Here is a 22,095-nt window from a genome sequence, read left to right as displayed (position 1 = left end):
AGCGGCTTCTGACGCTTAAACCGTCATGATTTCCTTTTCCTTAGCCGCCAGCAACTGATCGATTTCAGCGATCATGCTGTCCGTGACCTTCTGCACCTCGGTATCGTGGCGTTTCTGGTCGTCCTCGGAAATCTCGTGGGCCTTCTCGAGCTTCTTGATGATGTCGAGACCGTCGCGGCGGACGTGGCGCACCGCAACCTTGGCCGCTTCGGCATATTTATGCGCGACCTTCACGAGTTCCTTGCGGCGCTCGGTGTTCAGTTCGGGAATGCGCAGGCGCAGGATCTGGCCTTCGGTTGCCGGGCTGAGGCCGAGGTTGGAATCGACGATCGCCTTTTCCACCGCCTTGACCATGGACTTGTCCCAAACCTGCACCGACAGCAGGCGCGGCTCGGGAACGCTGACGGTCGCAACCTGGTTCAGCGGCACGTGGCTGCCATAGGCTTCCACCTGGACCGGCTCCAGCATCGAGGCTGCCGCACGTCCGGTGCGCAAGCCGCCAAGCTCGTGCTTCAGCGACTGGGTCGAGCCCTGCATACGGCGCTTGAGGTCGTTGATATCGAATGGGGCCATGGCGGCCATGCAGCTCTCCCTTGTATCCTGCTGGTGCGAAGCGGGTATGGCGCTCCGAACCCGTCTAAAATTAGCCCGCGACGATGGTGCCGCGGCCAGTACCCGTCAAAATGGCGCCGATCGAACCCGGCTCGGCGATCGAGAACACGATGATAGGCAGCGACGTCTCGCGGGCAAGCGCGAAAGCCGTCGCATCCATGACCTTGTAGTTACCTTCCACCGCCTGTGAATGGCTGAGACGCTCGAAGCGCGTTGCGTTCGGATCCTTCTTTGGATCGGCACTGTAGACGCCGTCCACATTGGTCGCCTTCAGCACGGCCGATGCGCCGATCTCGGCAGCGCGCAGGACCGCGGTCGTGTCGGTGGTGAAGAACGGATTGCCGGTACCGCCGGCCAGCAGCACGATGCGGCCCTCGGACAGGTACTTATGTGCGGTAGCACGCGTGAAGAGTTCACAGACCTGCGGCATCACCATCGCCGACAACGTACGGGCCGGCACGGCGTGGCGCTCGATCGCAGCTTCCAGTGCCAGGCAGTTCATGACGGTGGCGAGCATGCCCATGGTGTCGCCGGTCGGGCGCGACACGCCACGCGAGGAGACTTCGACGCCGCGGAAGATATTGCCACCGCCGACAACGACAGCAATTTCGACACCAAGTTTCTGGGCTGCAATGAGATCGACGGCGATGCGGTCGATAGTTGGCTGATCGATACCGAATGACTGGCCTCCGGCGAAAGACTCGCCCGAGACCTTGATCACGACGCGACGATAGAGCGGCTCACCCATGATGCGATCGCTTCCTTTCGAGGCGGCAGCTCCCGGCGTAGATCGCCGGGAGGTCTAGTCGTATGTCTCAGAACTTGCGTTCTTACTTCTGGCCGCTGGCGGCGGCAACTTCGGCAGCGAAGTCCGAAGTCTGCTTCTCGATGCCTTCGCCGAGCGCGTAGCGCACGAAGCCAGCGAGCTTGATCGGCGCGCCGACCTTGCCTTCGGCTTCCTTGACGGCCTGCGCCACCGACTTGCCGGTGTCGTGAATGAAGGCCTGATCCAGCAGGCAGACTTCCTTGTAATAGGTCTTCAGGCCGTTCTCGACGATCTTCTCGATCATCGCGTCCGGCTTGCCCTGCTGGCGATACTTGTCCGCCATCACTTCTTTCTCGCGGGCGACGACGGCCGGATCGAGACCGGCGGAGTCCAGCGCCTGCGGATTGGCAGCAGCGACATGCATGGCGATCTGCTTGCCGAGAGTGGAGAGCTCGTCAGCCTTGCCGGTCGATTCCAGCGCGACGATGATGCCCATCTTGCCGAGGCCGTCGATCACGGCGTTATGCACGTAGCTCGACACGACGCCGGCGCTGACTTCCAGCGTGGCGGCGCGGCGCAGCGTCATGTTCTCGCCGATGGTTGCGATCGCTTCGGTGATCGCAGTGTCGACGGTGACGTCGCCAACCTTGTGCGCCTTGATGGCTTCAACGTCGGAGCCGACCTTGAGCGCGACCTGAGCGATCATCTTGACCAGGCCCTGGAACTGATCGTTACGGGCAACGAAGTCGGTCTCGGAGTTGACTTCGACCACGACGCCCTTGTTGCCGGCAGTGAGAACGCCGATCAGGCCTTCGGCCGCAACGCGGTCGGCCTTCTTGGCGGCCTTGGACAGGCCCTTCGCGCGCAGCCAGTCGATTGATGCCTGCATGTCGCCGTCATTGGCAGCCAGCGCGTTCTTGCAATCCATCATGCCGACGCCGGTGGTTTCGCGGAGGTCCTTGACCATCGCTGCAGTAATCGTTGCCATTGTTGAACCCTTTGCCTGTCAGGGCGCCTGCGAGCCAGCCGGTGCTGGTCAATCGCGTTACGCCGCAGGAACTATCATCGAGAGAAGTGTAGAGATGGAAAGTGCGGCCGGGATGACGGCCGCACAATAGTTCTTCGCTTTCGCACCGGCATGATCTTGTCCGGAACCGGGACACCGGCTCCGTGATCACGCCTGCGCGTTACTCGGCTTCCGCCGTCAGACCCTTGGCCTGAGCGACCCAGCCATCGGCACGGGCCGGCAGACCGACTTCTTCGCCGATCTTGTGGGCAGTATCGTGATCGAGTTCGGCCAGCTGCCAGTAGTGGAAGATGCCGAGGTCGTTGAACTTCTTCTCGATCGCACCGGACACGCCGGTGAGCTTCTTGAGATCGTCGGCGGTGCCGCGCGGACCGGCCAGGCCCTGGAAGCCAGCTTCCGGAGCCGGAATGGCTTCAGCCGCCGGAGCAGCCGATGCGCCGATGTCGAAGCCCGAGTCGCCCTGGGCACGCGAGATGCCGTCGATAACGGCGCGTGCGATCAGGTCGCAATACAGCGACAGCGCACGGCCGGCGTCGTCGTTGCCCGGGACCACATAGGTGATGCCCTTCGGATCCGAATTGGTGTCAACGATTGCCGCCACCGGAATGCCCAGACGCTGGGCTTCCTGGATCGCGATATCTTCCTTGTTGGTGTCGATCACGAAGATCAGGTCGGGCAGACCGCCCATGTCCTTGATGCCGCCCAGCGAGCGATCGAGCTTGTCGCGCTCACGCTGCAGCGTCAGACGCTCCTTCTTGGTGTACTGGCTCGCGTCGCCGGAATTCAGCACCTCGTCGAGATGACGCAGACGCTTGATCGAACCGGAGATGGTCTTCCAGTTGGTCAGCGTGCCACCGAGCCAGCGCGAATTGACGAAGTACATCGCCGAGCGCTTCGCAGCTTCGGCAACAACGTCCTGCGCCTGGCGCTTGGTGCCGACGAACAGGATGCGGCCGCCCCTGGCGACGGTGTCGCTCACGGCCTTCAGCGCGTTGTGCAGCAACGGCACGGTCTGCGCGAGATCGATGATGTGGATATTGTTGCGTGCGCCGAAGATGTAATCCGCCATCTTCGGATTCCAACGGTGCGACTGGTGACCAAAGTGGACGCCAGCTTCGAGCAGTTGACGCATAGAAAATTCGGGTAGTGCCATAGTATCAATTCTCCGGTTGGTTCCTCCGGAAGCGTGTGAGCAAATGAGCGTTCGGGCAGAGGATTCTGCCGTGCAGCCCGGATGCCACCGGACGGCGATTAAGCCATGCTTCCGTGTGAGATGGGCCGGCTTATAGCCGGATTCCCGAGATAAGCAAGGAAATCCGGCGGCTTCGGCCGGTTTACCACACGGGTCGCCAGCTCAGAGCGTTTCGACCATTTCCACCCCGGAAACCGCCTTGATGGCGCCGGCGATCTGCGGAGAGACCTGAAAGCGGCCGTCCAGCTTGAACTCGACCTCGGTTTCCAGATCCAGCCGCAGGATGAGCGAGACGTCGCCTCCGCCGGCAACGTTGCTCGGCTGCGGTTGGAGGCGTTTTACCAGCGAATCCAGTGCCTTGGTGTCTTTCATGGTCACCCTGAGGCCCTTCTGGGTCTTGGCAGCGGCGGCATCCAGAGGTTCCGCGTGGAGAACCCGGGCCCGAACGTCCTCGCCCTGCAGTTCGGCGCCAAGTTGCAGCAGCACCGCGGTACCCGGTTCCAGCACATCGCGATATTGGGCGAGACCTTCCGAGAACAGCACCGCCTCGAAATGGCCGGTCGGGTCGGACAGGCCCATGATGCCCATCTTGTTGCCGGTCTTGGTGCGCCGCTCCATGCGCGACACGACGGTTGCAGCCACCCTGCCCGCCGTGGCGCCGGTTTTGACGGCGCGACAGAACTCGGCCCAGCTCTGCACCCGCAGCCGCTTCAGCGCGGTCGCATAGTCATCGAGCGGATGGCCGGACAGGAAGAAGCCGATGGCATCGTATTCCTTGCGCAGTTTCTCCGCCGCCAGCCAGTTGTCGATCTGCGGCAGCATCACCGTCGGCGCATCCACGGCGCCGCCGAACATGTCGTTCTGGCCGGAGGTCGCCGCCTCGTTGGCACGCTGGCAGGCAGCGAGAATGCTATCCGCACCGGCATGGACACGGGCGCGATGCGGATCGAGCGTATCGAAGGCGCCGGCTGCCGCCAGCGTTTCGATGATGCGCTTGTTGACGGCTTTCGGGCTGACGCGCGACGCGAAGTCGGCAAGCGACGTGAAGAGACCGTTCTTGTTGCGCTCGGCGACGATCTGCTCGACGGCGCCGGCGCCGACGCCCTTCAACGCCGCCAGCGCATAATAGATCGTGTTGTCGCTGACCTCGAAGGTGACGCCCGAACGATTGATGTTCGGCGCCTCGACCTTGATACCGAGCCGCTGCGCCTCGGCGCGGAATTCCGACAGCTTGTCGGTATTGCCCATGTCGAGCGTCATCGACGCCGCAATGAACTCCACCGGATAATGCGCCTTCATAAAGGCGGTGTGATACGACACCAGCGCATAGGCCGCCGCGTGGCTCTTGTTGAAGCCGTAGTCGGCGAACTTCGCCAGCAGATCGAAGATCGTATCGGCCTGCCCCTTCGGCACACCGTTCTTGACCGAGCCCGCGACGAAGATCTCGCGCTGCTTTTCCATTTCGGCGCGGATCTTCTTGCCCATCGCGCGGCGCAGCAGGTCAGCGTCACCGAGCGAATAACCGGCCATGACCTGCGCGATCTGCATCACCTGTTCCTGATAGATGATGACGCCGAAGGTTTCCTTCAGGATCGGCTCGATGATCGGGTGCAGATATTCCGGCTCCTCATCGCCATGCTTGCGCGCGCAATAGGTCGGGATGTTCGCCATCGGGCCCGGACGATATAACGCGACGAGCGCGATGATGTCCTCGAAACGGTCGGGGCGCATGTCCACAAGCGCGCGCCGCATGCCCTGGCTTTCCACCTGGAACACGCCGACCACTTCACCGCGCGCCAGCATTTCGTAGCTGGCCGCATCGGTAATCGGCGTGGTCGCAAGATTGACGTCAATATTGCGCTGCTTGAGCAGCTTCACGGCGACGTCGAGCACCGTCAGCGTCTTGAGGCCGAGGAAGTCGAACTTCACGAGACCTGCGGGCTCGACCCATTTCATGTTGAACTGGGTGACCGGCATGTCCGATTTCGGATCGCGATACATCGGCACGAGCTGCGACAGCGGCCGGTCGCCAATCACGATACCTGCGGCATGGGTCGAGGCGTGGCGCGTCAAACCTTCGAGACGCTGCGCGATATCGAAGGCTTTGGCGACGATCGGATCCTCGTCGCGGAACGCCTGCAGCTTCGGCTCGCCCTCGATCGCGGCTGCGAGTGTCACCGGTGCAGCCGGATTTTGCGGCACCAGCTTTGTCAGCTTGTCGACCTGGCCATAAGGCATCTGCAGCACACGGCCGACGTCGCGCAACACGCCGCGCGCCTGCAGCGTACCGAAGGTGATGATCTGCGCGACCTGATCGCGACCGTAACGCTGCTGCACATAAGAGATCACCTCACCGCGGCGATCCTGGCAGAAGTCGATGTCGAAGTCCGGCATCGAAACGCGTTCCGGATTGAGGAAGCGTTCGAACAGAAGGTTGAACTGCAAGGGATCGAGGTCGGTGATGGTCAGCACCCAGGCGACTAGCGAGCCTGCGCCTGAACCACGGCCCGGCCCCACCGGAATGCCCTGCGCCTTCGCCCATTTGATGAAGTCGGACACGATCAGGAAGTAACCCGCATAGTTCATGCGGGAGATGACGTTGAGTTCGAAGTCGAGCCGGGCGTGGTATTCCTCCTCGCTCTTGCCCTGCGACACGCCGTGGATCTCGAGACGTTTGCGCAGGCCCTCCTCAGCCTGGCGGCGCAGCTCGTCCGCCTCTTCCTGGGCCGCACCTTCGGCGTTACTGCCGGCACCGACCGTGAAGCGCGGCAGGATCGGCTTGCGCGTCTTTGGCCGGAACGAGCAGCGCTCGGCGATTTCGACGGTGGACGCCAATGCCTCGGGAATGTCGGCAAACAGAACCGCCATTTCAGCGCGGGTCTTGAAGCGATGATCGGTGGTGAGCTGCTCGCGGTCGGTTTCGGCAATGATCCTGCCACCGGCGATACATAGCAGCGCGTCGTGCGCTTCATAGTCATCCGCCGCGGCAAAATACGGCTCGTTCGTTGCCACGAGCGGCAGGCCCTTGGCGTAGGCCAGATCGATCAGCCCCGCTTCGACGCGGCGCTCCTTCTCGGCGCTATGACGCTGCAGTTCGATATAAAGCCGATCGCCGAACAGCGACGCGAGCCGGTCGCAACGCAAAGCGGCAAGCGCGGATTGATCGGCAAGCAGCGCCTGACTGATCGGACCGTCCGGACCGCCGCTCAACGCGATCAGGTCTTCGGTTTCCTCCAGCAGCCATTCCAGCTTGATGTGGGGCGCGTGATTGACCGGCGTTTCCAGAAATGCCCGCGAGTTGAGTTTCATCAGGCTCTGATAGCCGCGCTCCTTGGCAGCCAGCAGCACGATGCGCGGCATCACGGCATTCAGCGCGTTACGGGCATTGGGATCCTGGTCGCCGAAATCGATCGCGACCTCGCAGCCGGTGATCGGCTGGATGCCGTAGCCCACCAACTTTTCGGAGAATTCCAGCGCGCCAAACATGTTGTCGCTGTCGGTCAGTGCCAGCGCCGGCTGATGGTCGGCCTTGGCCAGTTCCGCCAGCTTCTGGATCTTGATCGAGCCCTTCAGCAGCGAATAGGCCGAATGCACATGGAGATGGACAAATCCGGCATTCGATGCGGCGGCGGGCTTCTGACTCATGGCGTAGGGCGTTCCGGACTTTGCAGCGCCCGATCTGGGCAGTCATCGACACTGGGGATCGCGGTCGCCTGTTCAGGCCGACTCGCTGTCCCATGGTGATGCCTGCCCCCGGCCAAGTCCATGCGAAACCCGCTCGGGTGCGGAAGCGTCCCCGCATTCCCCGGGGGATGCTCGTCATTCCCTAGGGAATGCTTGTCATTCCCCGGGAGCGTCCTCGCATCCTGCGCAGAGCGCTCCCTTGGTGTTCCGGCGCCGGCTTTGCAGCCGACCTCCGGGAGCAGGATCAGAGCTGGGGGATCAGTTGCGCCCAGACCGCAATCATGCCGACGAAGAGAACGATCGATGCCAGTGCAGCGGCTTCTTCAACAAAGGTCTTCAACATGGTGGCCTCCGTGACTCTCTGGAACATATGAAGAACATTGTTCTCATTCTGTTCCTGGAGTCAAGCAGCCGATCCGGGCGCGTCGCGCCTCATATTCCGAATGGTTAAGACGGCGAGCCGGCACGCTTCGCACCCAGCCAGCCACTCCTTCCCTCGCCGGGGATCAGCTCTGCCGTATTGCGTCGCATGTGCCGCACAAGCCCTGTTACGGCGTGTTTCAGGCGCCCGATGCGGAGCGAAATCCGGCTTTGTGAGTTGACGAATACCTCTTGGACCGGCTTTGTGCCGGGCAGAGATCACATGCAGCCGGCCATCTGAGTCGGCAGGAGAATTCGATGCGCGCAGCACTGCTTGCTCTGGTCGCCCTCGGCGCCGCCCTTACCGTTACACCCGCCGCAGCCCAGCCCGTCGATCCCGGCCCGTTCTCCTTCTACACGCCATCAGGCTATCCGTTCTGCATGCGCTCGCTCTATGACGACGATGACTGCAGCTACCGCACCTATGCGCAGTGCGCCGCGACGGCATCGGGCATCGGCCTGACCTGCTTTGCCAATCCGGCTTACGCTTATGCACAGGGCGTCGCGCCGCAGCAGCCGCGCGTGAAGCGCAAGCGTAAGAGCAGCTACTGAGCGACGGCGCCGTTCGCGGCGCTTCGCCTTACTTTCGAATGAAATGCGTGGCGGGGTCAGTCGAGTTCGACGACCTTGCCGTTTTCCAGCGACACCCGCCGGTCCATGCGACCCGCCAGTTCCATGTTGTGGGTCGCGATTAGCATCGCCACCTTGGTCGCCTTCACCAGCTGCATCAGCGCCTTGAAGACGTGATCCGCGGTATGCGGATCGAGATTTCCCGTCGGCTCGTCGGCAAACAACACGCGCGGTGCATTGGCCACCGCGCGGGCAATCGCAACGCGCTGCTGCTCGCCGCCCGACAGCTCCGCGGGGCGATGTGTGATGCGTTCACCCAGACCCAGATAGGCCAGGATTTCCTTGGCGCGGGCGACCGTCTCGGAGCGCTTCAAGCCGCGGATCATCTGCGGCAGCATGACGTTTTCCAGCGCGGTGAATTCCGGCAGCAGCCGATGTGACTGGTAGACGAAACCGATATCGGTGCGGCGGATCTGGGTGCGCTCGGTGTCCGACAGGCCCGAGGTCGCGGTGCCGCCGACATAGACCTCGCCGTCATCCGGGCTCTCGAGCAGGCCGGCAATATGCAGCAGCGTCGACTTGCCCGAGCCCGACGGCGCGACCAGCGCGACCGACTGCCCCGCCCACAAGGCCAGCTTGGCATTGTCGAGAATGGTCAGAACGCTTTCGCCCTGGGTGTATTGCCGCTTGATGTCGTGGAGATAGACCACCGGTACATCATCTGCCCCTTGCGCCATATCAGTCACTCACTCGTATCTTAGCGCATCGACGGGATCGAGGCGCGCGGCGCGCCACGATGGATAGAGGGTCGCCAGGAACGACAGCGTCAGCGCCATGATGACCACCGCGCTGGTTTCGCCGATGTCGACTTCGGCCGGCAGCTTGGACAGGAAATACAGTTCCGGCGAGAACAGCTCCGTGGATGTCATCCACGAGATGAATTGCCGGATCGACTCGATATTGAAACAGACCAGTAGCCCGACGAAGAAGCCGACCAGCGTGCCGACCACGCCGATCGCAGCCCCCGTGATCAGGAACACCCGCATGATCGAGCCTTGAGAGGCGCCCATGGTGCGCAGGATGGCGATGTCGCTGCCCTTGTCCTTCACCAGCATGATCAGGCCGGAGACGATGTTCAGCGCCGCCACCAGCACGATCAGGGTCAGGATCAGGAACATGACGTTGCGCTCCACCTGCAGCGCATTGAAGAAGGTCGAGTTGCGCTGCCGCCAATCGACAATGAAGATCGGCCGCCCGGCCGCCTCGGTCACGAGCTTGCGATACTCGTCGATCCGGTCGGGATTGTTGGTGTAGACCTCGATGGAGGTCACGTCAGACGGGCGATTGAAGTAGGTCTGCGCCTCGGCGAGCGGCATGAAGACGAAGGTCGAGTCATATTCCGACATGCCGATCTCGAAGACGGCGGCAACCTTGTAGGGCTTGATGCGCGGCGTTGTGCCCATCGGGGTCACCGCCCCCTTCGGCGAGATCAACGTGATCATGTCGCCGGCATGGATCGAGAGCTGATCTGCCAGCCGCCGTCCGATCGCGACACCCTGCCCGTCGTCGAAGCCTTCGAGCGTGCCCTGCTTGATGTTCTTGGCGATCGACGTGAGGTTATTGAGGTCGCCCGCGCGGATACCGCGGATAAAGATGCCGGCAGCACCGAACGCGGATGATCCCAGTCCCTGGCCATCCACAACCGGCGCGGCGAGACGAATGCCATTCACGCCGCTGATGCGGTCGGCGACATCCTTCCAGTCGGTCAGAGGACTTTCCAGCGGCTGTACCAGGAGATGTCCGTTGAGACCGAGGATCTTGTCGAGCAGCTCCTTGCGGAAGCCGTTCATCACGGCCATCACGATGATCAGCGTGGCCACGCCGAGCATGATGCCGAGGAACGAGAAGCCGGCAATGACGGAGATGAATCCCTCTTTACGGCGCGCACGGAGATAGCGTCCGGACAGCAGCCATTCGAAGGCGGCGAAAGGTGGGGTTCGAACTGGCTCGCTCATGGCATCATCCATCGCCCGACTCCCATACGAATCGGGCTTATTCTAGCCGCATCATCGACACTGCGGCGACCATGCAGTGGATAAGTCGTCAGGACGTCAGCTTTGCGACGACATCGGCGGGACTGATATTTTCACGCGAACCGTCATCGCGCCGCTTCAACTCGACCTTGCCTTCGGCCAGCCCCTTCGGGCCGACGAGGATCTGCCAGGGCACACCAATCAGGTCGGCGGTGGCGAACTTGCCGCCAGCACGCTGGTCAGTGTCGTCATAGAGCACATCGACGCCCTTGGCCGAGAGCTCCTTGTAGAGCGCCTCGCAGGCCGCATCCGTATCGGCCGAACCCTGCTTCAGGTTGAGGATGGCGGCGCGGAACGGCGCCACTTCCTCGGGCCACTTGATGCCGTTCTCGTCGTGGCAGGCCTCGATGATCGCGCCGAGCAGCCGCGACACACCGACGCCGTAGGAGCCGCCATGGATCGGCGTCTCGGAGCCATCGGCGCCGGCGACCGTAGCCTTCATCGCATCGGAATATTTGGTGCCGAAATAGAAGATCTGGCCGACTTCGATGCCGCGGGTGTTGAGCCGGCGCTCGGCCGGCACTTCGCGCTCGAAACGCGCGGCGTCGTGGACGTCTTCGGTCGCCGCATAGATCGAGGTCCACTGGTTGATGATGCCCGTGAGATCACCGCTATAATCGACATCGGCCGGCGGGATCGGCAGGTCGAGCACGTTCTTGTCGCAGAACACGCCGGACTCGCCGGTCTCGGCGAGCACGATAAATTCGTGGGAGTGATCGCCGCCGATCGGTCCGGTCTCGGCGCGCATCGGGATCGCTTTGAGGCCCATGCGGGCGAAGGTGCGCAAGTACGCGACGAACATCTGATTGTAGGAATGTTTCGCCGCGGCTTCGTCGATATCGAACGAATAGCCGTCCTTCATCAGGAATTCGCGTCCGCGCATCACGCCGAAGCGCGGACGCTGCTCGTCGCGGAATTTCCACTGGATGTGATAGAGGTTCAGCGGCAGGCTCTTGTAGGACTTCACATAGCCGCGGAAGATCTCGGTGATCATTTCCTCATTGGTCGGTCCGTATAGCAATTCGCGCTTGTGGCGATCGGTGATGCGCAGCATCTCCGGACCATAGGCGTCATAACGCCCGCTTTCGCGCCAGAGATCGGCCAGCTGCAGCGTCGGCATCAGGAGCTCGATGGCGCCTGCCCGGTTCTGCTCCTCGCGGACGATCTGCTCGATTTTCTTCAGCACCCGCAGGCCCAGTGGCAGCCAAGCATAGATGCCGGCGGCCTCCTGCCGGATCATGCCCGCGCGCAGCATCAGGCGGTGCGAGACGATCTCCGCTTCCTTCGGCGTTTCCTTGAGAATGGGCAGAAAATAACGCGACAATCGCATGGTTAGGCCTGGGAATCGGAGGGACACGGGAGAACGCGAGTGAAACCGGATCGGCCGCCAAAATACAAGGGCAACCGGTCGGCCGGCCGGTCCCCTGCGACTTGAAGCCGGCAATCGGGGCTTAATTCCGTTCGCCTGGCGAATTGCTTCCCAGACTGGAAAATATCGCCATTTCCAGTGCGCCCAGCGTGACCGGACATAGCGAAAAAGGCCGCGTTTCTACCCCGGGCCTAAATTTTGAACACACATTGCCGAAATTGATGACAAACAAAAAAAGTTGAGCTACGAGTCACAGCTCAGGCGGTTCGTAAGGACAGAGTCTGGTGGTCCAAGTCTCGGGAGGAGCCCTGACGCGCTCAAGCAGCGTCAACCCGCTAAGCAAGGATAAAATCCAAAGTTTGGGGTAATAGGGTCGACACAATTTCCGAGCAGGGCTGCGGCCCTGCTCTTTTTTTTCGACAAATTCCCGACAACGCGACGCTTCATGTCGTCCGAGACGAAAAAAGGCCGGCATCAATGCCCCAGCCCTTAACTTAAATGTGGAGTCGCATCTTAGCGATTCCACATCACTTCGATAAGAAGCTGCAAACGGACGTGTTAAAGTGGTTGTCGGGCAGACGTGGAATGTGCGTTTCAGTCGTTATGGCTAATCTGTAACGGCACCTGGCTGCGAGGCCGACGCCAAGAACGAATTAATGGTCTCCTCATACTTCGCCCATTCCCTTCCTGAATTCTCGATACTGATCTTCGGTATATCCAGAGCTGTGTAGAGCCGGTCAGTCAGATTACGATAATCGCGATACAATTCGACGAGCCCTTCAAGACCGGCCAAGCCAAGCCTAACGGCGTAGGGCGATGTCAGCTTCCAATTGACCTGATATGTCACCCATGCATCGCCCCGCTCAGCAGCGATCGTTCTAATAGCTCGATCAACATCATCCTGGTGGAAGTAGATCAGCAAGGGGCGCAGTGGTTTAATGGCAGCCACCACATCATGGATGTAGCTGCATATCAGGGACATGTCGGCATCAAGCAGGAACAGTGACGTTAGATTCCCATGGAAAAGCTGTCCATCGACAACCGTGCCCCTCTCTGACATCAAGGCATTGTTGGCGTAGGCGTACCAACAGGCAGCGGCTGATTTCGCCAGTTGCTTTGCAGGCATATCAGCCCATGGCAGATCCCAATCGAAACGGATCGGATGCGGACTAACGCCCTCGGTAATGCCGACAACAGGGACATTGGATATCTTCAATTGATCAGCAATTCGCCGTACGGTCGTCGACTTGCCGGACCCCATGATCCCTTCGACGATTACAATTCTGGACCAGATGTTGCAAAAGAGTTGGGTCATGCAGGGTTGATGATAGCTTATTCCGTGCGCAGCTTTCGACGAAACTTCTCCACTTTCGGCACACTGGGGCATTTCACTGCACTGCAAACGTCGGTCATTATCGATGCATAGCAGATTATGGCGAGCCATTTCTTGCCTAGCTCGACGATCACCTATCGAACGGGGGAGAAGCCGCATCGATGCTCCCGTCGATTTTTCCGGCACGATCAGCGCGCCAGTTTGATTGCGGAGCAATAGATTCCGATTGAGGACGGCCTAGAATTCCACACTTACGCTAGGGGCTGGCATCAATGCCGGCCTTTTTTTTCGGAGATGCAACGCGCTGCGTCCTACAGCGCACCGCCCTTCGGCTTGATACCCGACAGCCACGAACACACTGCGCCCTGCACCGCGCCGACGATTCCAAATGTGAGGATCTGGCGCAGCGGGATCGAGACCGACGTCCAGATCAACATCATCGCGATGCTCACCACATAACCGGTCAGCGCCGAGGTCAGCACCTTCGGCCATAGCCGCATCTTGTCTTCCAGAAACCAGTCCTCGAGCCACATGATCAAGGACGGGATGAGGCCGAACCAATAAGCGAAAGGCAATCCCATGATGAAGCCGGGAAAGCCGCCGATGATCCTGCCGCTGGCAATTTCGCGCAGTTCGAAAACCGCAAAGCCGACAGCCGGCCCAAGCAACAGAAAAAGCAGAAAGCGCTTCATGCGTCAGCTCCGTAACGACACCTGAAAGGACGAACTCCGCAGGTTAAAGATTGCTCTCAGATCGGCACACCCATCAGCTTCGAGAGCCTCTCGATGTTGAAGTAGTCCATGCGATACGCATACATCCCGGCCGCGAACAGCACCGCGGAAATCAGCGTGGTCCAGATCAACTTGCGCCCCATCCGTGCCAGCACGGGCGCGCCGGGATCGGTGCCATCGGTGCCCTCGCCGTCCTCATGCTGGCTGCGCACACCGAATGGCAGCGTGAGGAACAGCGTGATCCACCAGATGACGAAATAGACCGCGAGCGACGTCGAGATCGTATAGGCCATCGCGCCCTCAGGACTGTTCGATTTCGACGAGCGCGCCCGAGAAATCCTTGGGATGCAGGAACAGCACGGGCTTGCCGTGGGCGCCGATCTTCGGCTGGCCGTCGCCAAGCACGCGCGCACCTTCCTTGATCAGGTTGTCACGCGCGGCGATGATGTCAGGCACTTCGTAGCAGATGTGATGAATGCCGCCGTCGGGATTGCGCTCGACGAATTTGGCGATCGGCGAGTCCGCGCCCAGCGGCTGGATGAATTCGATCTTGGTATTCGGCAGCGTCGCGAATACCGTGATCACGCCATGCTCCGGCAGCGGCACGGTCGCGGAAATCTCGGCGCCAAACGCGGTGCCGTAGATCTTCGCAGCTTTCTCCGCATCGGCGACGGCAATCGCCACATGATTGAGCCGGCCCAGCATGGTGTCCTCCGTCGTCTTTGTTTCTTTGCTTTTAGTCTTCAACCTGCAGGATGTGAACGTAGCACATCGTCTTCTTGCCCCATTGATCGGCGACTGACGAGCGGACGGCGCGCCGCACCGACTCCGCCATCGCATCGGGATCGCGCTTGCGCGCCTTGGGCAGGTTCTCGACGACGTTGACGACGATGTCGAACACGACATCTTCCATCACCTCGCCCTTGAGGTTCTTTTCGGGAATGCCGATCAGGTCGACCGCGGGATCGTCGACAAGTTCACCCTTCATGGTCACGGCCAGTGCCACGAAAGCGCAGCCGGCAAAGGACAGCCGGCGCCGCTCGGTCACCGCACGGGACTTCGAGTCCTCGAGAATGAGACCGTCCTTGAACATCCGGCCCGACGGCAGTTCGTCGATGACAGCAGCATCGCCGGGCGCCAGGCGCACCAGGTCGCCGTTCTTGACGATCATGGTCCGCGGCACGCCGCAGGCACGTGCCAGCTTGGCATGCTCGTGCAGATGCAGCGCCTCGCCATGGACCGGGATCAGCAGCTGCGGACGCACCCAGGAAATCATGTCGCGCAATTCGTCGCGGCGCGGATGGCCCGACACATGCACCAGCGCATCGCGATCGGTGATCACCTCAATGCCCTGCGTGACAAGGCCGTTGATGATGGTACCGACCGCTTTCTCATTGCCGGGAATGGTACGCGACGAGAAGATCACCGTGTCGCCCTTGTTGAGCGTGACCAGCGGATGATCGTCATTGGCGATGCGCGCCAATGCCGCGCGCGCTTCACCCTGGCTGCCCGTGCACAGCGCCACCACTCTGTCCGGCGGGAAATGACCGTAATAATCGGCATTGCGGAACGCCGGCAGTCCATCGAGATAGCCGCATTCGCGGGCCACCTGCACGACGCGCTCCATGGCACGGCCGACCAGCACCACTTCGCGGCCCGCGGCCTGCGCCGCTTCGGCCACGGCCCGAACGCGCGCGACATTCGATGCAAAGGTCGTGACGGCGACGCGGCCCTTGGCGGCCTTCACCAGTTTGGTGAGCGTGGCGGCAACCTCGGTTTCGGACGGTGAGCGGCCATCGCGCACCGCATTCGTTGAGTCGCCGATGACGGCCAATACGCCGGCATCGCCGAGTTCGCGCAGCCGCTTTTCGTCGGTCGGCAGGCCGATGATCGGTGTCGGGTCGATCTTCCAGTCACCGGTATGCAGCACGGTGCCGACCGGCGTGTGAAGCGCGATGGCATGGGATTCCGGGATGGAATGCGCAACCGGAATGAACTCGACATCGAACGGACCGAGATTGATCCGGCCGCCCGACGGCACCACGGTGACCGGGATCTTTGGTGGATTGCGCTCGCTGGCACATTTGGCCTCGAACAGGGAGGCGCTGAACTGCGTCGCATAGATCGGGCATTTCAGCTTTGGCCAGAGGTCGATGATGGCGCCGAAGTGATCCTCATGGGCGTGGGTGAGCACGAGACCGATGAGGTTCTTCTTTTCCTTCTCCAGGAAGCGCACGTCGGGCATCACCAGATCGATGCCGGGCAGATGCTCCTCGTCGCCGAAATAGACCCCGAGGTCGATCGCCAGCCACTTCCCGGCCAGGCCATAGATCGACAGGTTCATGCCGATCTGACCGACACCTCCCAGCGGTGCGAAGGTCAATTCGTTGGGTCGCGTCATTTGCGTGCTGTCCTTGTCGACGCGGCCGATCCGAAATGAACGTCGCCGGCGGTAATAGGGATTCGCCGGCGATCCGCTGTCGCGATAATCATACAACCGGCCTCATCGATGGTGTCGAAAATTCCCGAGATCGTCTGCACCCCGTTGTCCACGGACACCGGCTGACCGATCCCTGCTGCGCGTTCCAGCCACTGTCGCCGGATCTCGGCAAAGCCACGGCCGGCATCCCAGATGCCGCGCATCTCCTGCCAGCTGTCCGACAGGGCCGAAAACAGGTCTTCGGCGCTGGCGCCGACGCCCATCGCATGCAGGCATGCGACTGGATAAGGCATGTTGTCAGGGGCTGCGACCACATTGGTACCAATGCCGACCACAACGGCAAGCTGGCCGCTCGGCGCTGCCTCCGCCTCCAGGTTCATTCCGACCAGCTTGTGCCCACCCGCCAGAACGTCATTCGGCCATTTCAGCCGATAGTCATTCGCGGCCGACTGCGGCGCCCGCATTGCCGCTTCGACGCTGATCTGTCGCAGCGCCTTCTCAACGGCAACGCCGGCCGCAAAGCCGAGCGTCGCCGCAACTGACGGCGTCACATCAAGTACTTCCAGCACCGAACTGGCGAGGTTCCCGCGAGGCGCGACCCACGGCCGATGCCGTCGCCCGCGTCCCGCTGTCTGTTCGGTTGTGACAAACCACATCGGACCGCACTCGCCTGCGCGCGCGCGGTCCATGGCTTCAGTATTGGTCGAACCGGTGCTGTCGAATGCGGCGAGCTTCGTGCCCGCCGCGAGGGCTCGGGGACCGAGCGAAAACACCATCTAGAACAGCGACTTCGCTGCAAATGACGCCGCGCTGACCAGAGGCGCCGGATAGACGAAGAACAGCACGTTGAAGATACCTGCCACGGCCAGCACCGTCCGCAGTTCGACGCGCATCGGATCGAGCTTCCCGGCCGGCTCGTCGAAATACATGATCTTCACGATGGACAGGTAGTAGAACGCGCCCACCACGCTGGCCAGCACGCCGACCACGGCCAGTACGAACAGGCCCGACTTGATCGCCGCCATGAAGACGTAGAACTTGCCGAAGAAGCCGGCCAGCGGCGGCACGCCTGCCAGCGAGAACAGGAACATCGCGAAGAAGAAGGCGATGATCGGATTGGTGCGCGACAGGCCGGCGAAATCCTTAATCGTCTCAACGGGCTGACCGTTGCGCTTCATGGTCAGGATGATGGCGAAGGTGCCGAGGGTCATCGCGACATAGATCGCGATATAGACCAGCACGCCCTGCGCGCCCTCCTGCGTGCCGGCGGCAAGGCCGACCAGCGCGAAGCCCATATGGCCGATCGACGAATAGGCCATCAGGCGCTTGATGTTGGTCTGGCCGATGGCGGCGAACGAGCCCAGCACCATCGAGGCCAGCGACACGAACACCACGACCTGCTGCCACTGCACCACGATGCCCGGGAACGCGGTCAGCGTAACGCGGGTGAACACGGCCAGTGCTGCGACCTTCGGGGCCGAGGCGAAGAAGGCGGTGACGGGCGTCGGTGCGCCCTCATAGACATCGGGCGTCCACATGTGGAACGGCACGGCCGAGACCTTGAAGCAGAGGCCGGCGAGCAGGAACACGAGGCCGAACACCAGGCCGATATTGCCCGTCTTGGCTTCGGCGGCGATGCCGGCAAAGGAGACCGTGCCGGTGAAGCCGTAGACCATCGAGGCGCCGTAAAGCAGCATGCCGGACGACAGCGCACCGAGCACGAAATACTTCAGGCCGGCTTCGGTCGACTTCGCATTGTCGCGGTTGGAGGCGGCGACGACATAGAGCGAAAGGCTCATCAGTTCGAGGCCGAGATACAGCATGATCAGGTCGCCGGCCGAGATCAGCACCATCATGCCGAGCGTCGAGAGCAGCACCAGGATGGCGTATTCGAAGATGCGGCGGGACTGGTCTGCGAGGAATTCGCGCGACAGGATCAACGTCACGGCCGACGCGATGATCGCCAGCACCTTGAGGAAGCGCGCATAATCGTCGACGATGAAGCTGCCGCCGAAGGTGACATGCTTGCCAGCGGGCAGCATGATTTCGGCCGCGCCGACCACCACCAGCAGACAGACGGAGAGCGTGGTGATCAGGCCCGTGACCTTCGGTCCGTTATAGGCACCGATCATCAGCAGCGCCATGGCGCCAACCGCGAGCATCAGCTCCGGCAGGACGGGCAGCAGGGAATATCCGGCGGTCGTGATCGTCATTGCGCGTTATCCTGATCTGCTGCGGTCATTGCAGCAGCGCGGCTGCCTTCACGGCAGACGTTGCAGCAGCGTAATTGTTAACGAGGAGCTGGATCGAAGCCGCCGACATATCTAGCACCGGCTTCGGATAGACTCCGAACAGAATGGTGAGAATAACCAACGGCACCAGCACCAGGCCTTCCCGGAACGTGATGTCCTTGATGCCCTGCAGTGCAGGCTTGGTCAGTTCACCGAACACGACCTTGCGGTACAGCCACAACGCATAGGCCGCCGACAGGATCACGCCGGCGCAGGCGAATGTCGCAGTCGGGATCGAGACCTTAAAGGTGCCGATCAGCGTCAGGAATTCACCGACGAAGCCTGAGGTGCCGGGCAGACCGACATTGGCCATGGTGAAGACCATGAACAGCGCCGCATAGATCGGCATCCGGTTGACGAGGCCGCCATAGGCCGCGATCTCGCGGGTATGCAGGCGGTCGTAGACGACGCCGACGCAGAGGAACAGCGCGCCCGACACGATGCCGTGCGACACCATCTGGAACACCGCGCCGGAGACGCCCTGCGTCGTGCCGGCGAAGATGCCCATGGTCACATAGCCCATATGCGCGACCGACGAGTAAGCGATCAGCTTCTTGATGTCTTCCTGCATCAGCGCGACCAGCGACGTGTAGACGATCGCGATCACGGAGAGCGTCCAGACCATCGGCGCAAAGTAGAGCGAGGCATCCGGGAACATCGGCAGCGAGAAGCGCAGGAAGCCGTAGCCGCCCATCTTCAGCATGATCGCGGCCAATATGACCGAACCTGCCGTCGGCGCTTCCACGTGTGCGTCAGGCAGCCAGGTGTGCACCGGCCACATCGGCATCTTCACCGCGAAGGATGCGAAGAATGCCAGCCACGCCCAGGTCTGGAGGCTGCGCGGCACGGCGGTGTGCATCAGCGTCGGGATGTCGGTCGTGCCCGCATTCCAGTACAGCGCCATGATGGCCAGCAGCATCAGCACCGAGCCGAGGAACGTGTAGAGGAAGAACTTGAACGACGCGTAGACGCGACGCGGACCGCCCCAGATGCCGATGATCAGGAACATCGGGATCAGGCCGCCTTCGAAGAACAGATAGAACAGCACCAGATCCAGCGCCGAGAAGGTGCCGATCATCAGCGTTTCCAGGAACAGGAACGCGATCATGTATTCGCGGACGCGCTTGGTGACCGACTTCCAGCTGCACAGGATGCAGAACGGCATCAGGGCTGTGGTCAGGATCACGAAGGGCAGCGAAATGCCGTCCACGCCCATATGGTAGTTGATCGTAGCGGCCAGCCACGGCGCCTTTTCGACGAACTGGAAGTCGCCATTCGACGGATCGAAACGCATCACCAGGATCAGCGAGACCGCAAAGGTGATCAGCGTGGTCCAGAGTGCGATCCAGCGGGCATTGCCCTGCGCAGCCTCATCGTCACCGCGGCTGAGATAAATCAGGATCGCGCCGACGATCGGCAGGAAGGTGACGACCGAAAGAACCGGCCATGTCATGACGGACGCCATTGTTACTGGCCCCCCAGGCCGAAGATAAACCAGGTGATCAACCCGGCGACGCCGATCAGCATCGCGAAGGCATAGTGATAGAGGTAACCGGTCTGCAGCTTGACCACGCCGCGCGTGATATCGACGACGCGGGCCGAAACACCGTCAGGACCGAGACCGTCGATGATCATGCCGTCGCCCTTCTTCCACAGGACGTAGCCGATCCACTTGGCCGGACGGACGAAGATGATCTCGTAGAGCTCGTCGAAGTACCACTTGTTGAGCAGGAACTTGTAGAGCAGCGGATGCTGGTTCGCGAGCTCGACAGGCAGATACGGCTTGCGGACGTAGAACAGGTACGAGATCAGGAAGCCCAGCACCATCATCACGGTCGGCACATAGGGCACCCAGCCCGGGATGTGGTGCATCTCTTCGATGATGTGCGGGTTCATCTTCAGCGATTCCCGGAAGAACTCGCCGACGTGATGACCAGCAAACAGCTCCTTGAACGGGAAGCCGGCAGCGAACGATCCGATGCCCAGCACAGCCAGCGGGACCAGCATCCACATCGGCGCTTCATGTGCTGCATCGTAGTGCTTCTTGTCGTGCGGCTGGCCATGGAACGTCTTGAACACCAGACGCCAGGAATAGAACGAGGTCAGCAGCGCCGCGATCACGGTCATCAGGAAGCCATAGAAGGCGAACTGGGTGTGCGAGGCGTAAGCCGCTTCGATGATCGCGTCCTTCGAGAAGTAGCCGGCCGTGAACGGGAAGCCGGTCAGCGCCAGCGTACCGATGGTCATCATCGCGTAAGTGAACGGGATCTTGTTCCACAGGCCACCCATCTTCCGGATGTCCTGCTCGTGATGCATCGCGTAGATGACCGAGCCCGAGCCCAGGAACAGCAGCGCCTTGAAGAAGGCGTGCGTGAACAGGTGGAACATGGCGACCGAGTAGGCCCCCGTCCCCAGCGCCACGAACATGTAGCCGAGCTGCGAACAGGTCGAGTAAGCGACGATGCGCTTGATGTCGTTCTGCACCAGGCCGATCGTGGCCGCGAAGAACGCCGTGGTCGCGCCAACCAGCATCACGACGGCCTGCGCGTTCGGTGCGAGCTCGAATAGCGGCGACATGCGCGCCACCATGAACACGCCCGCGGTAACCATGGTCGCCGCGTGGATCAGCGCCGACACAGGCGTCGGGCCTTCCATCGCGTCCGGCAACCAGGTGTGCAGCAGGAACTGGGCCGACTTGCCCATCGCGCCGACGAACAGCAGCAGACAGGTCAGCGTCAACGCATCGGCCTGCCAGCCGAAGAAGTTGATGGTCTTGCCGGTCAGGCCGGGTGCGCTGGCGAAGATGGTGTCGAGATCGGTCGAGCCGACCAGCATGAACACCGCGAAGATGCCGAGCAGGAAGCCGAAGTCGCCGACGCGGTTGACCACGAAGGCCTTGATCGCTGCCGCATTGGCCGAGGGCTTCTTGAACCAGAAACCGATCAGCAGGTAGCTGGCGAGACCCACGCCTTCCCAGCCGAAGAACAGCTGCAGCAGGTTATCCGCGGTCACCAGCATGAGCATCATGAAGGTGAACAGCGAGAGATACGCCATGAAGCGCGGCCGGTTCGGATCGTCTTCCATATAGCCGAGCGAATAGATGTGCACGAGCGACGACACCGTGGTGACGACGACGAGCATCACAGCGGTCAGCGTGTCGACGCGCAGCGTCCAGGACAGCTGCAGGTCACCCGAATTGATCCAGTTCAGCAGCACGATGCGGGCATCGTGATGCATGAAGGCGACATCGACGAAGGTCATCCAGGACAGCACCGCCGACACCACCAGCAGACCGGCGGTGATCAGCTCGGCCGCACGCGAACCGACCGCGGCCGGTTCGGCAACGTGGTGATGGTCATCGTGATCGTCGTGGCCATGATCGTCATGCCCGTGCGCAGCATGGGCATGCGCCGCATGGGCGTCGGCATGGCCGTGACCGTGATCGTCATGCACATGGTCCATCTCGTCGCCGCTCGGGTTACGCCCATGCGCACCCAGAATAGCGATGAAGCCTGCGATCAGCGCGCCGATCAGCGGCAGGAATACAAGAGCCTGGATCATAACTGG

18 protein-coding genes are annotated in these 22,095 nt (G+C 61.6%); 1 reads left to right on the top strand and 17 read right to left on the bottom strand.

Translation table 11 applies throughout. The features are described from left to right. Positions 1-15: 15 nt before the first annotated feature. From frr to dnaE, 5 genes are all read right to left on the bottom strand, one after another. Positions 16-573 carry a ribosome recycling factor gene (gene frr / locus AB8A27_RS09040; RefSeq protein WP_441244862.1) on the bottom strand — a complete coding sequence of 186 codons (558 nt, stop codon included), beginning with the start codon at positions 571-573 and terminating at the stop codon, positions 16-18. A gap of 70 nt (positions 574-643) precedes the next feature. Continuing rightward, positions 644-1,360 (bottom strand): UMP kinase, encoded by a 717-nt coding sequence (gene pyrH, locus AB8A27_RS09035; RefSeq protein ID WP_441241613.1) that lies wholly within the window; start codon positions 1,358-1,360, stop codon positions 644-646. 82 nt (positions 1,361-1,442) lie between these two features. Next, entirely contained in the window at positions 1,443-2,366 is a 924-nt protein-coding gene (gene tsf / locus AB8A27_RS09030; protein WP_441241612.1) for a translation elongation factor Ts, read from the bottom strand. Between the two features lie 199 nt (positions 2,367-2,565). Beyond that, positions 2,566-3,558, bottom strand: coding sequence for a 30S ribosomal protein S2 (locus tag AB8A27_RS09025; RefSeq protein ID WP_092142306.1), 993 nt, complete (start codon positions 3,556-3,558; stop codon positions 2,566-2,568). Positions 3,559-3,759: 201 nt separating this feature from the next. Continuing rightward, positions 3,760-7,242: a DNA polymerase III subunit alpha gene (gene dnaE, locus AB8A27_RS09020; protein WP_441241611.1), complete on the bottom strand. Its 3,483-nt coding sequence runs from the start codon at positions 7,240-7,242 to the stop codon at positions 3,760-3,762. Positions 7,243-7,959: 717 nt separating this feature from the next. Here dnaE and AB8A27_RS09015 point away from each other — a divergent pair. Beyond that, on the top strand, positions 7,960-8,253 hold the full coding sequence (locus tag AB8A27_RS09015) for a DUF3551 domain-containing protein (protein WP_441241610.1): 294 nt from the start codon (positions 7,960-7,962) through the stop codon (positions 8,251-8,253). A 56-nt stretch (positions 8,254-8,309) separates the two neighbouring features. Here the strand turns inward: AB8A27_RS09015 and AB8A27_RS09010 are convergent, their stop codons facing one another. From AB8A27_RS09010 to nuoL, 12 genes are all read right to left on the bottom strand, one after another. Continuing rightward, complete coding sequence (locus AB8A27_RS09010) at positions 8,310-9,008, bottom strand: ABC transporter ATP-binding protein (protein WP_092142297.1); 699 nt, start codon at positions 9,006-9,008, stop codon at positions 8,310-8,312. Between the two features lie 9 nt (positions 9,009-9,017). After that, on the bottom strand, positions 9,018-10,298 hold the full coding sequence (locus AB8A27_RS09005) for a lipoprotein-releasing ABC transporter permease subunit (protein ID WP_115028628.1): 1,281 nt from the start codon (positions 10,296-10,298) through the stop codon (positions 9,018-9,020). A gap of 76 nt (positions 10,299-10,374) precedes the next feature. Further along, positions 10,375-11,694, bottom strand: coding sequence for a proline--tRNA ligase (proS, locus tag AB8A27_RS09000; RefSeq protein WP_441241609.1), 1,320 nt, complete (start codon positions 11,692-11,694; stop codon positions 10,375-10,377). Between the two features lie 646 nt (positions 11,695-12,340). Then, positions 12,341-13,048: a hypothetical protein gene (locus tag AB8A27_RS08995; RefSeq protein WP_441241608.1), complete on the bottom strand. Its 708-nt coding sequence runs from the start codon at positions 13,046-13,048 to the stop codon at positions 12,341-12,343. A 329-nt stretch (positions 13,049-13,377) separates the two neighbouring features. Beyond that, on the bottom strand, positions 13,378-13,758 hold the full coding sequence (locus AB8A27_RS08990) for a DUF5413 family protein (RefSeq protein ID WP_092142287.1): 381 nt from the start codon (positions 13,756-13,758) through the stop codon (positions 13,378-13,380). Between the two features lie 56 nt (positions 13,759-13,814). Continuing rightward, the gene (locus tag AB8A27_RS08985; protein ID WP_092142284.1) at positions 13,815-14,090 is read right to left on the bottom strand and encodes a DUF1467 family protein; all 276 of its coding nucleotides are present in this window, start codon (positions 14,088-14,090) and stop codon (positions 13,815-13,817) included. A gap of 7 nt (positions 14,091-14,097) precedes the next feature. Continuing rightward, a complete protein-coding gene (gene mce, locus AB8A27_RS08980) occupies positions 14,098-14,502 on the bottom strand; it encodes a methylmalonyl-CoA epimerase (RefSeq protein WP_315841857.1) in 405 nt (134 codons plus the stop codon). A 31-nt stretch (positions 14,503-14,533) separates the two neighbouring features. After that, positions 14,534-16,198 (bottom strand): ribonuclease J, encoded by a 1,665-nt coding sequence (locus AB8A27_RS08975; protein ID WP_441241607.1) that lies wholly within the window; start codon positions 16,196-16,198, stop codon positions 14,534-14,536. Next, a complete protein-coding gene (locus AB8A27_RS08970; protein ID WP_441241606.1) occupies positions 16,195-17,013 on the bottom strand; it encodes a biotin--[acetyl-CoA-carboxylase] ligase in 819 nt (272 codons plus the stop codon). The genes AB8A27_RS08975 and AB8A27_RS08970 overlap by 4 nt, the downstream gene beginning before the upstream one ends. Further along, positions 17,014-18,450: an NADH-quinone oxidoreductase subunit NuoN gene (gene nuoN, locus AB8A27_RS08965; protein WP_441241605.1), complete on the bottom strand. Its 1,437-nt coding sequence runs from the start codon at positions 18,448-18,450 to the stop codon at positions 17,014-17,016. Positions 18,451-18,475: 25 nt separating this feature from the next. Then, positions 18,476-19,981: an NADH-quinone oxidoreductase subunit M gene (locus AB8A27_RS08960; RefSeq protein WP_441241604.1), complete on the bottom strand. Its 1,506-nt coding sequence runs from the start codon at positions 19,979-19,981 to the stop codon at positions 18,476-18,478. A gap of 14 nt (positions 19,982-19,995) precedes the next feature. Next, the gene (nuoL, locus tag AB8A27_RS08955) at positions 19,996-22,089 is read right to left on the bottom strand and encodes an NADH-quinone oxidoreductase subunit L (protein ID WP_441241603.1); all 2,094 of its coding nucleotides are present in this window, start codon (positions 22,087-22,089) and stop codon (positions 19,996-19,998) included. Positions 22,090-22,095 lie beyond the last annotated feature (6 nt).

Origin of the sequence: Tardiphaga sp. 768_D3_N2_1 (assembly GCF_052076105.1) — a bacterium.
Taxonomy (GTDB): Bacteria; Pseudomonadota; Alphaproteobacteria; order Rhizobiales; family Xanthobacteraceae; genus Tardiphaga.
Note: the sequence above shows the minus strand (reverse complement) of the source record. Positions and strands in the feature narration are given on the sequence as shown.

Coding starts and splice junctions, on each gene's coding strand:
- AB8A27_RS09025 (WP_092142306.1), bottom strand. CDS start 3,558: ATGGCACTACCCGAATTTTCTATGCGTCAACTGCTCGAAGCTGGCGTC.
- AB8A27_RS08960 (WP_441241604.1), bottom strand. CDS start 19,981: ATGACATGGCCGGTTCTTTCGGTCGTCACCTTCCTGCCGATCGTCGGC.
- AB8A27_RS09010 (WP_092142297.1), bottom strand. CDS start 9,008: ATGGCGCAAGGGGCAGATGATGTACCGGTGGTCTATCTCCACGACATC.
- dnaE (WP_441241611.1), bottom strand. CDS start 7,242: ATGAGTCAGAAGCCCGCCGCCGCATCGAATGCCGGATTTGTCCATCTC.
- AB8A27_RS09015 (WP_441241610.1), top strand. CDS start 7,960: ATGCGCGCAGCACTGCTTGCTCTGGTCGCCCTCGGCGCCGCCCTTACC.
- AB8A27_RS08995 (WP_441241608.1), bottom strand. CDS start 13,048: ATGACCCAACTCTTTTGCAACATCTGGTCCAGAATTGTAATCGTCGAA.
- tsf (WP_441241612.1), bottom strand. CDS start 2,366: ATGGCAACGATTACTGCAGCGATGGTCAAGGACCTCCGCGAAACCACC.
- AB8A27_RS08970 (WP_441241606.1), bottom strand. CDS start 17,013: ATGGTGTTTTCGCTCGGTCCCCGAGCCCTCGCGGCGGGCACGAAGCTC.
- AB8A27_RS09005 (WP_115028628.1), bottom strand. CDS start 10,298: ATGGATGATGCCATGAGCGAGCCAGTTCGAACCCCACCTTTCGCCGCC.
- AB8A27_RS08975 (WP_441241607.1), bottom strand. CDS start 16,198: ATGACGCGACCCAACGAATTGACCTTCGCACCGCTGGGAGGTGTCGGT.
- nuoN (WP_441241605.1), bottom strand. CDS start 18,450: ATGACGATCACGACCGCCGGATATTCCCTGCTGCCCGTCCTGCCGGAG.
- proS (WP_441241609.1), bottom strand. CDS start 11,694: ATGCGATTGTCGCGTTATTTTCTGCCCATTCTCAAGGAAACGCCGAAG.
- pyrH (WP_441241613.1), bottom strand. CDS start 1,360: ATGGGTGAGCCGCTCTATCGTCGCGTCGTGATCAAGGTCTCGGGCGAG.
- frr (WP_441244862.1), bottom strand. CDS start 573: ATGGCCCCATTCGATATCAACGACCTCAAGCGCCGTATGCAGGGCTCG.
- mce (WP_315841857.1), bottom strand. CDS start 14,502: ATGCTGGGCCGGCTCAATCATGTGGCGATTGCCGTCGCCGATGCGGAG.
- AB8A27_RS08990 (WP_092142287.1), bottom strand. CDS start 13,758: ATGAAGCGCTTTCTGCTTTTTCTGTTGCTTGGGCCGGCTGTCGGCTTT.
- AB8A27_RS08985 (WP_092142284.1), bottom strand. CDS start 14,090: ATGGCCTATACGATCTCGACGTCGCTCGCGGTCTATTTCGTCATCTGG.
- nuoL (WP_441241603.1), bottom strand. CDS start 22,089: ATGATCCAGGCTCTTGTATTCCTGCCGCTGATCGGCGCGCTGATCGCA.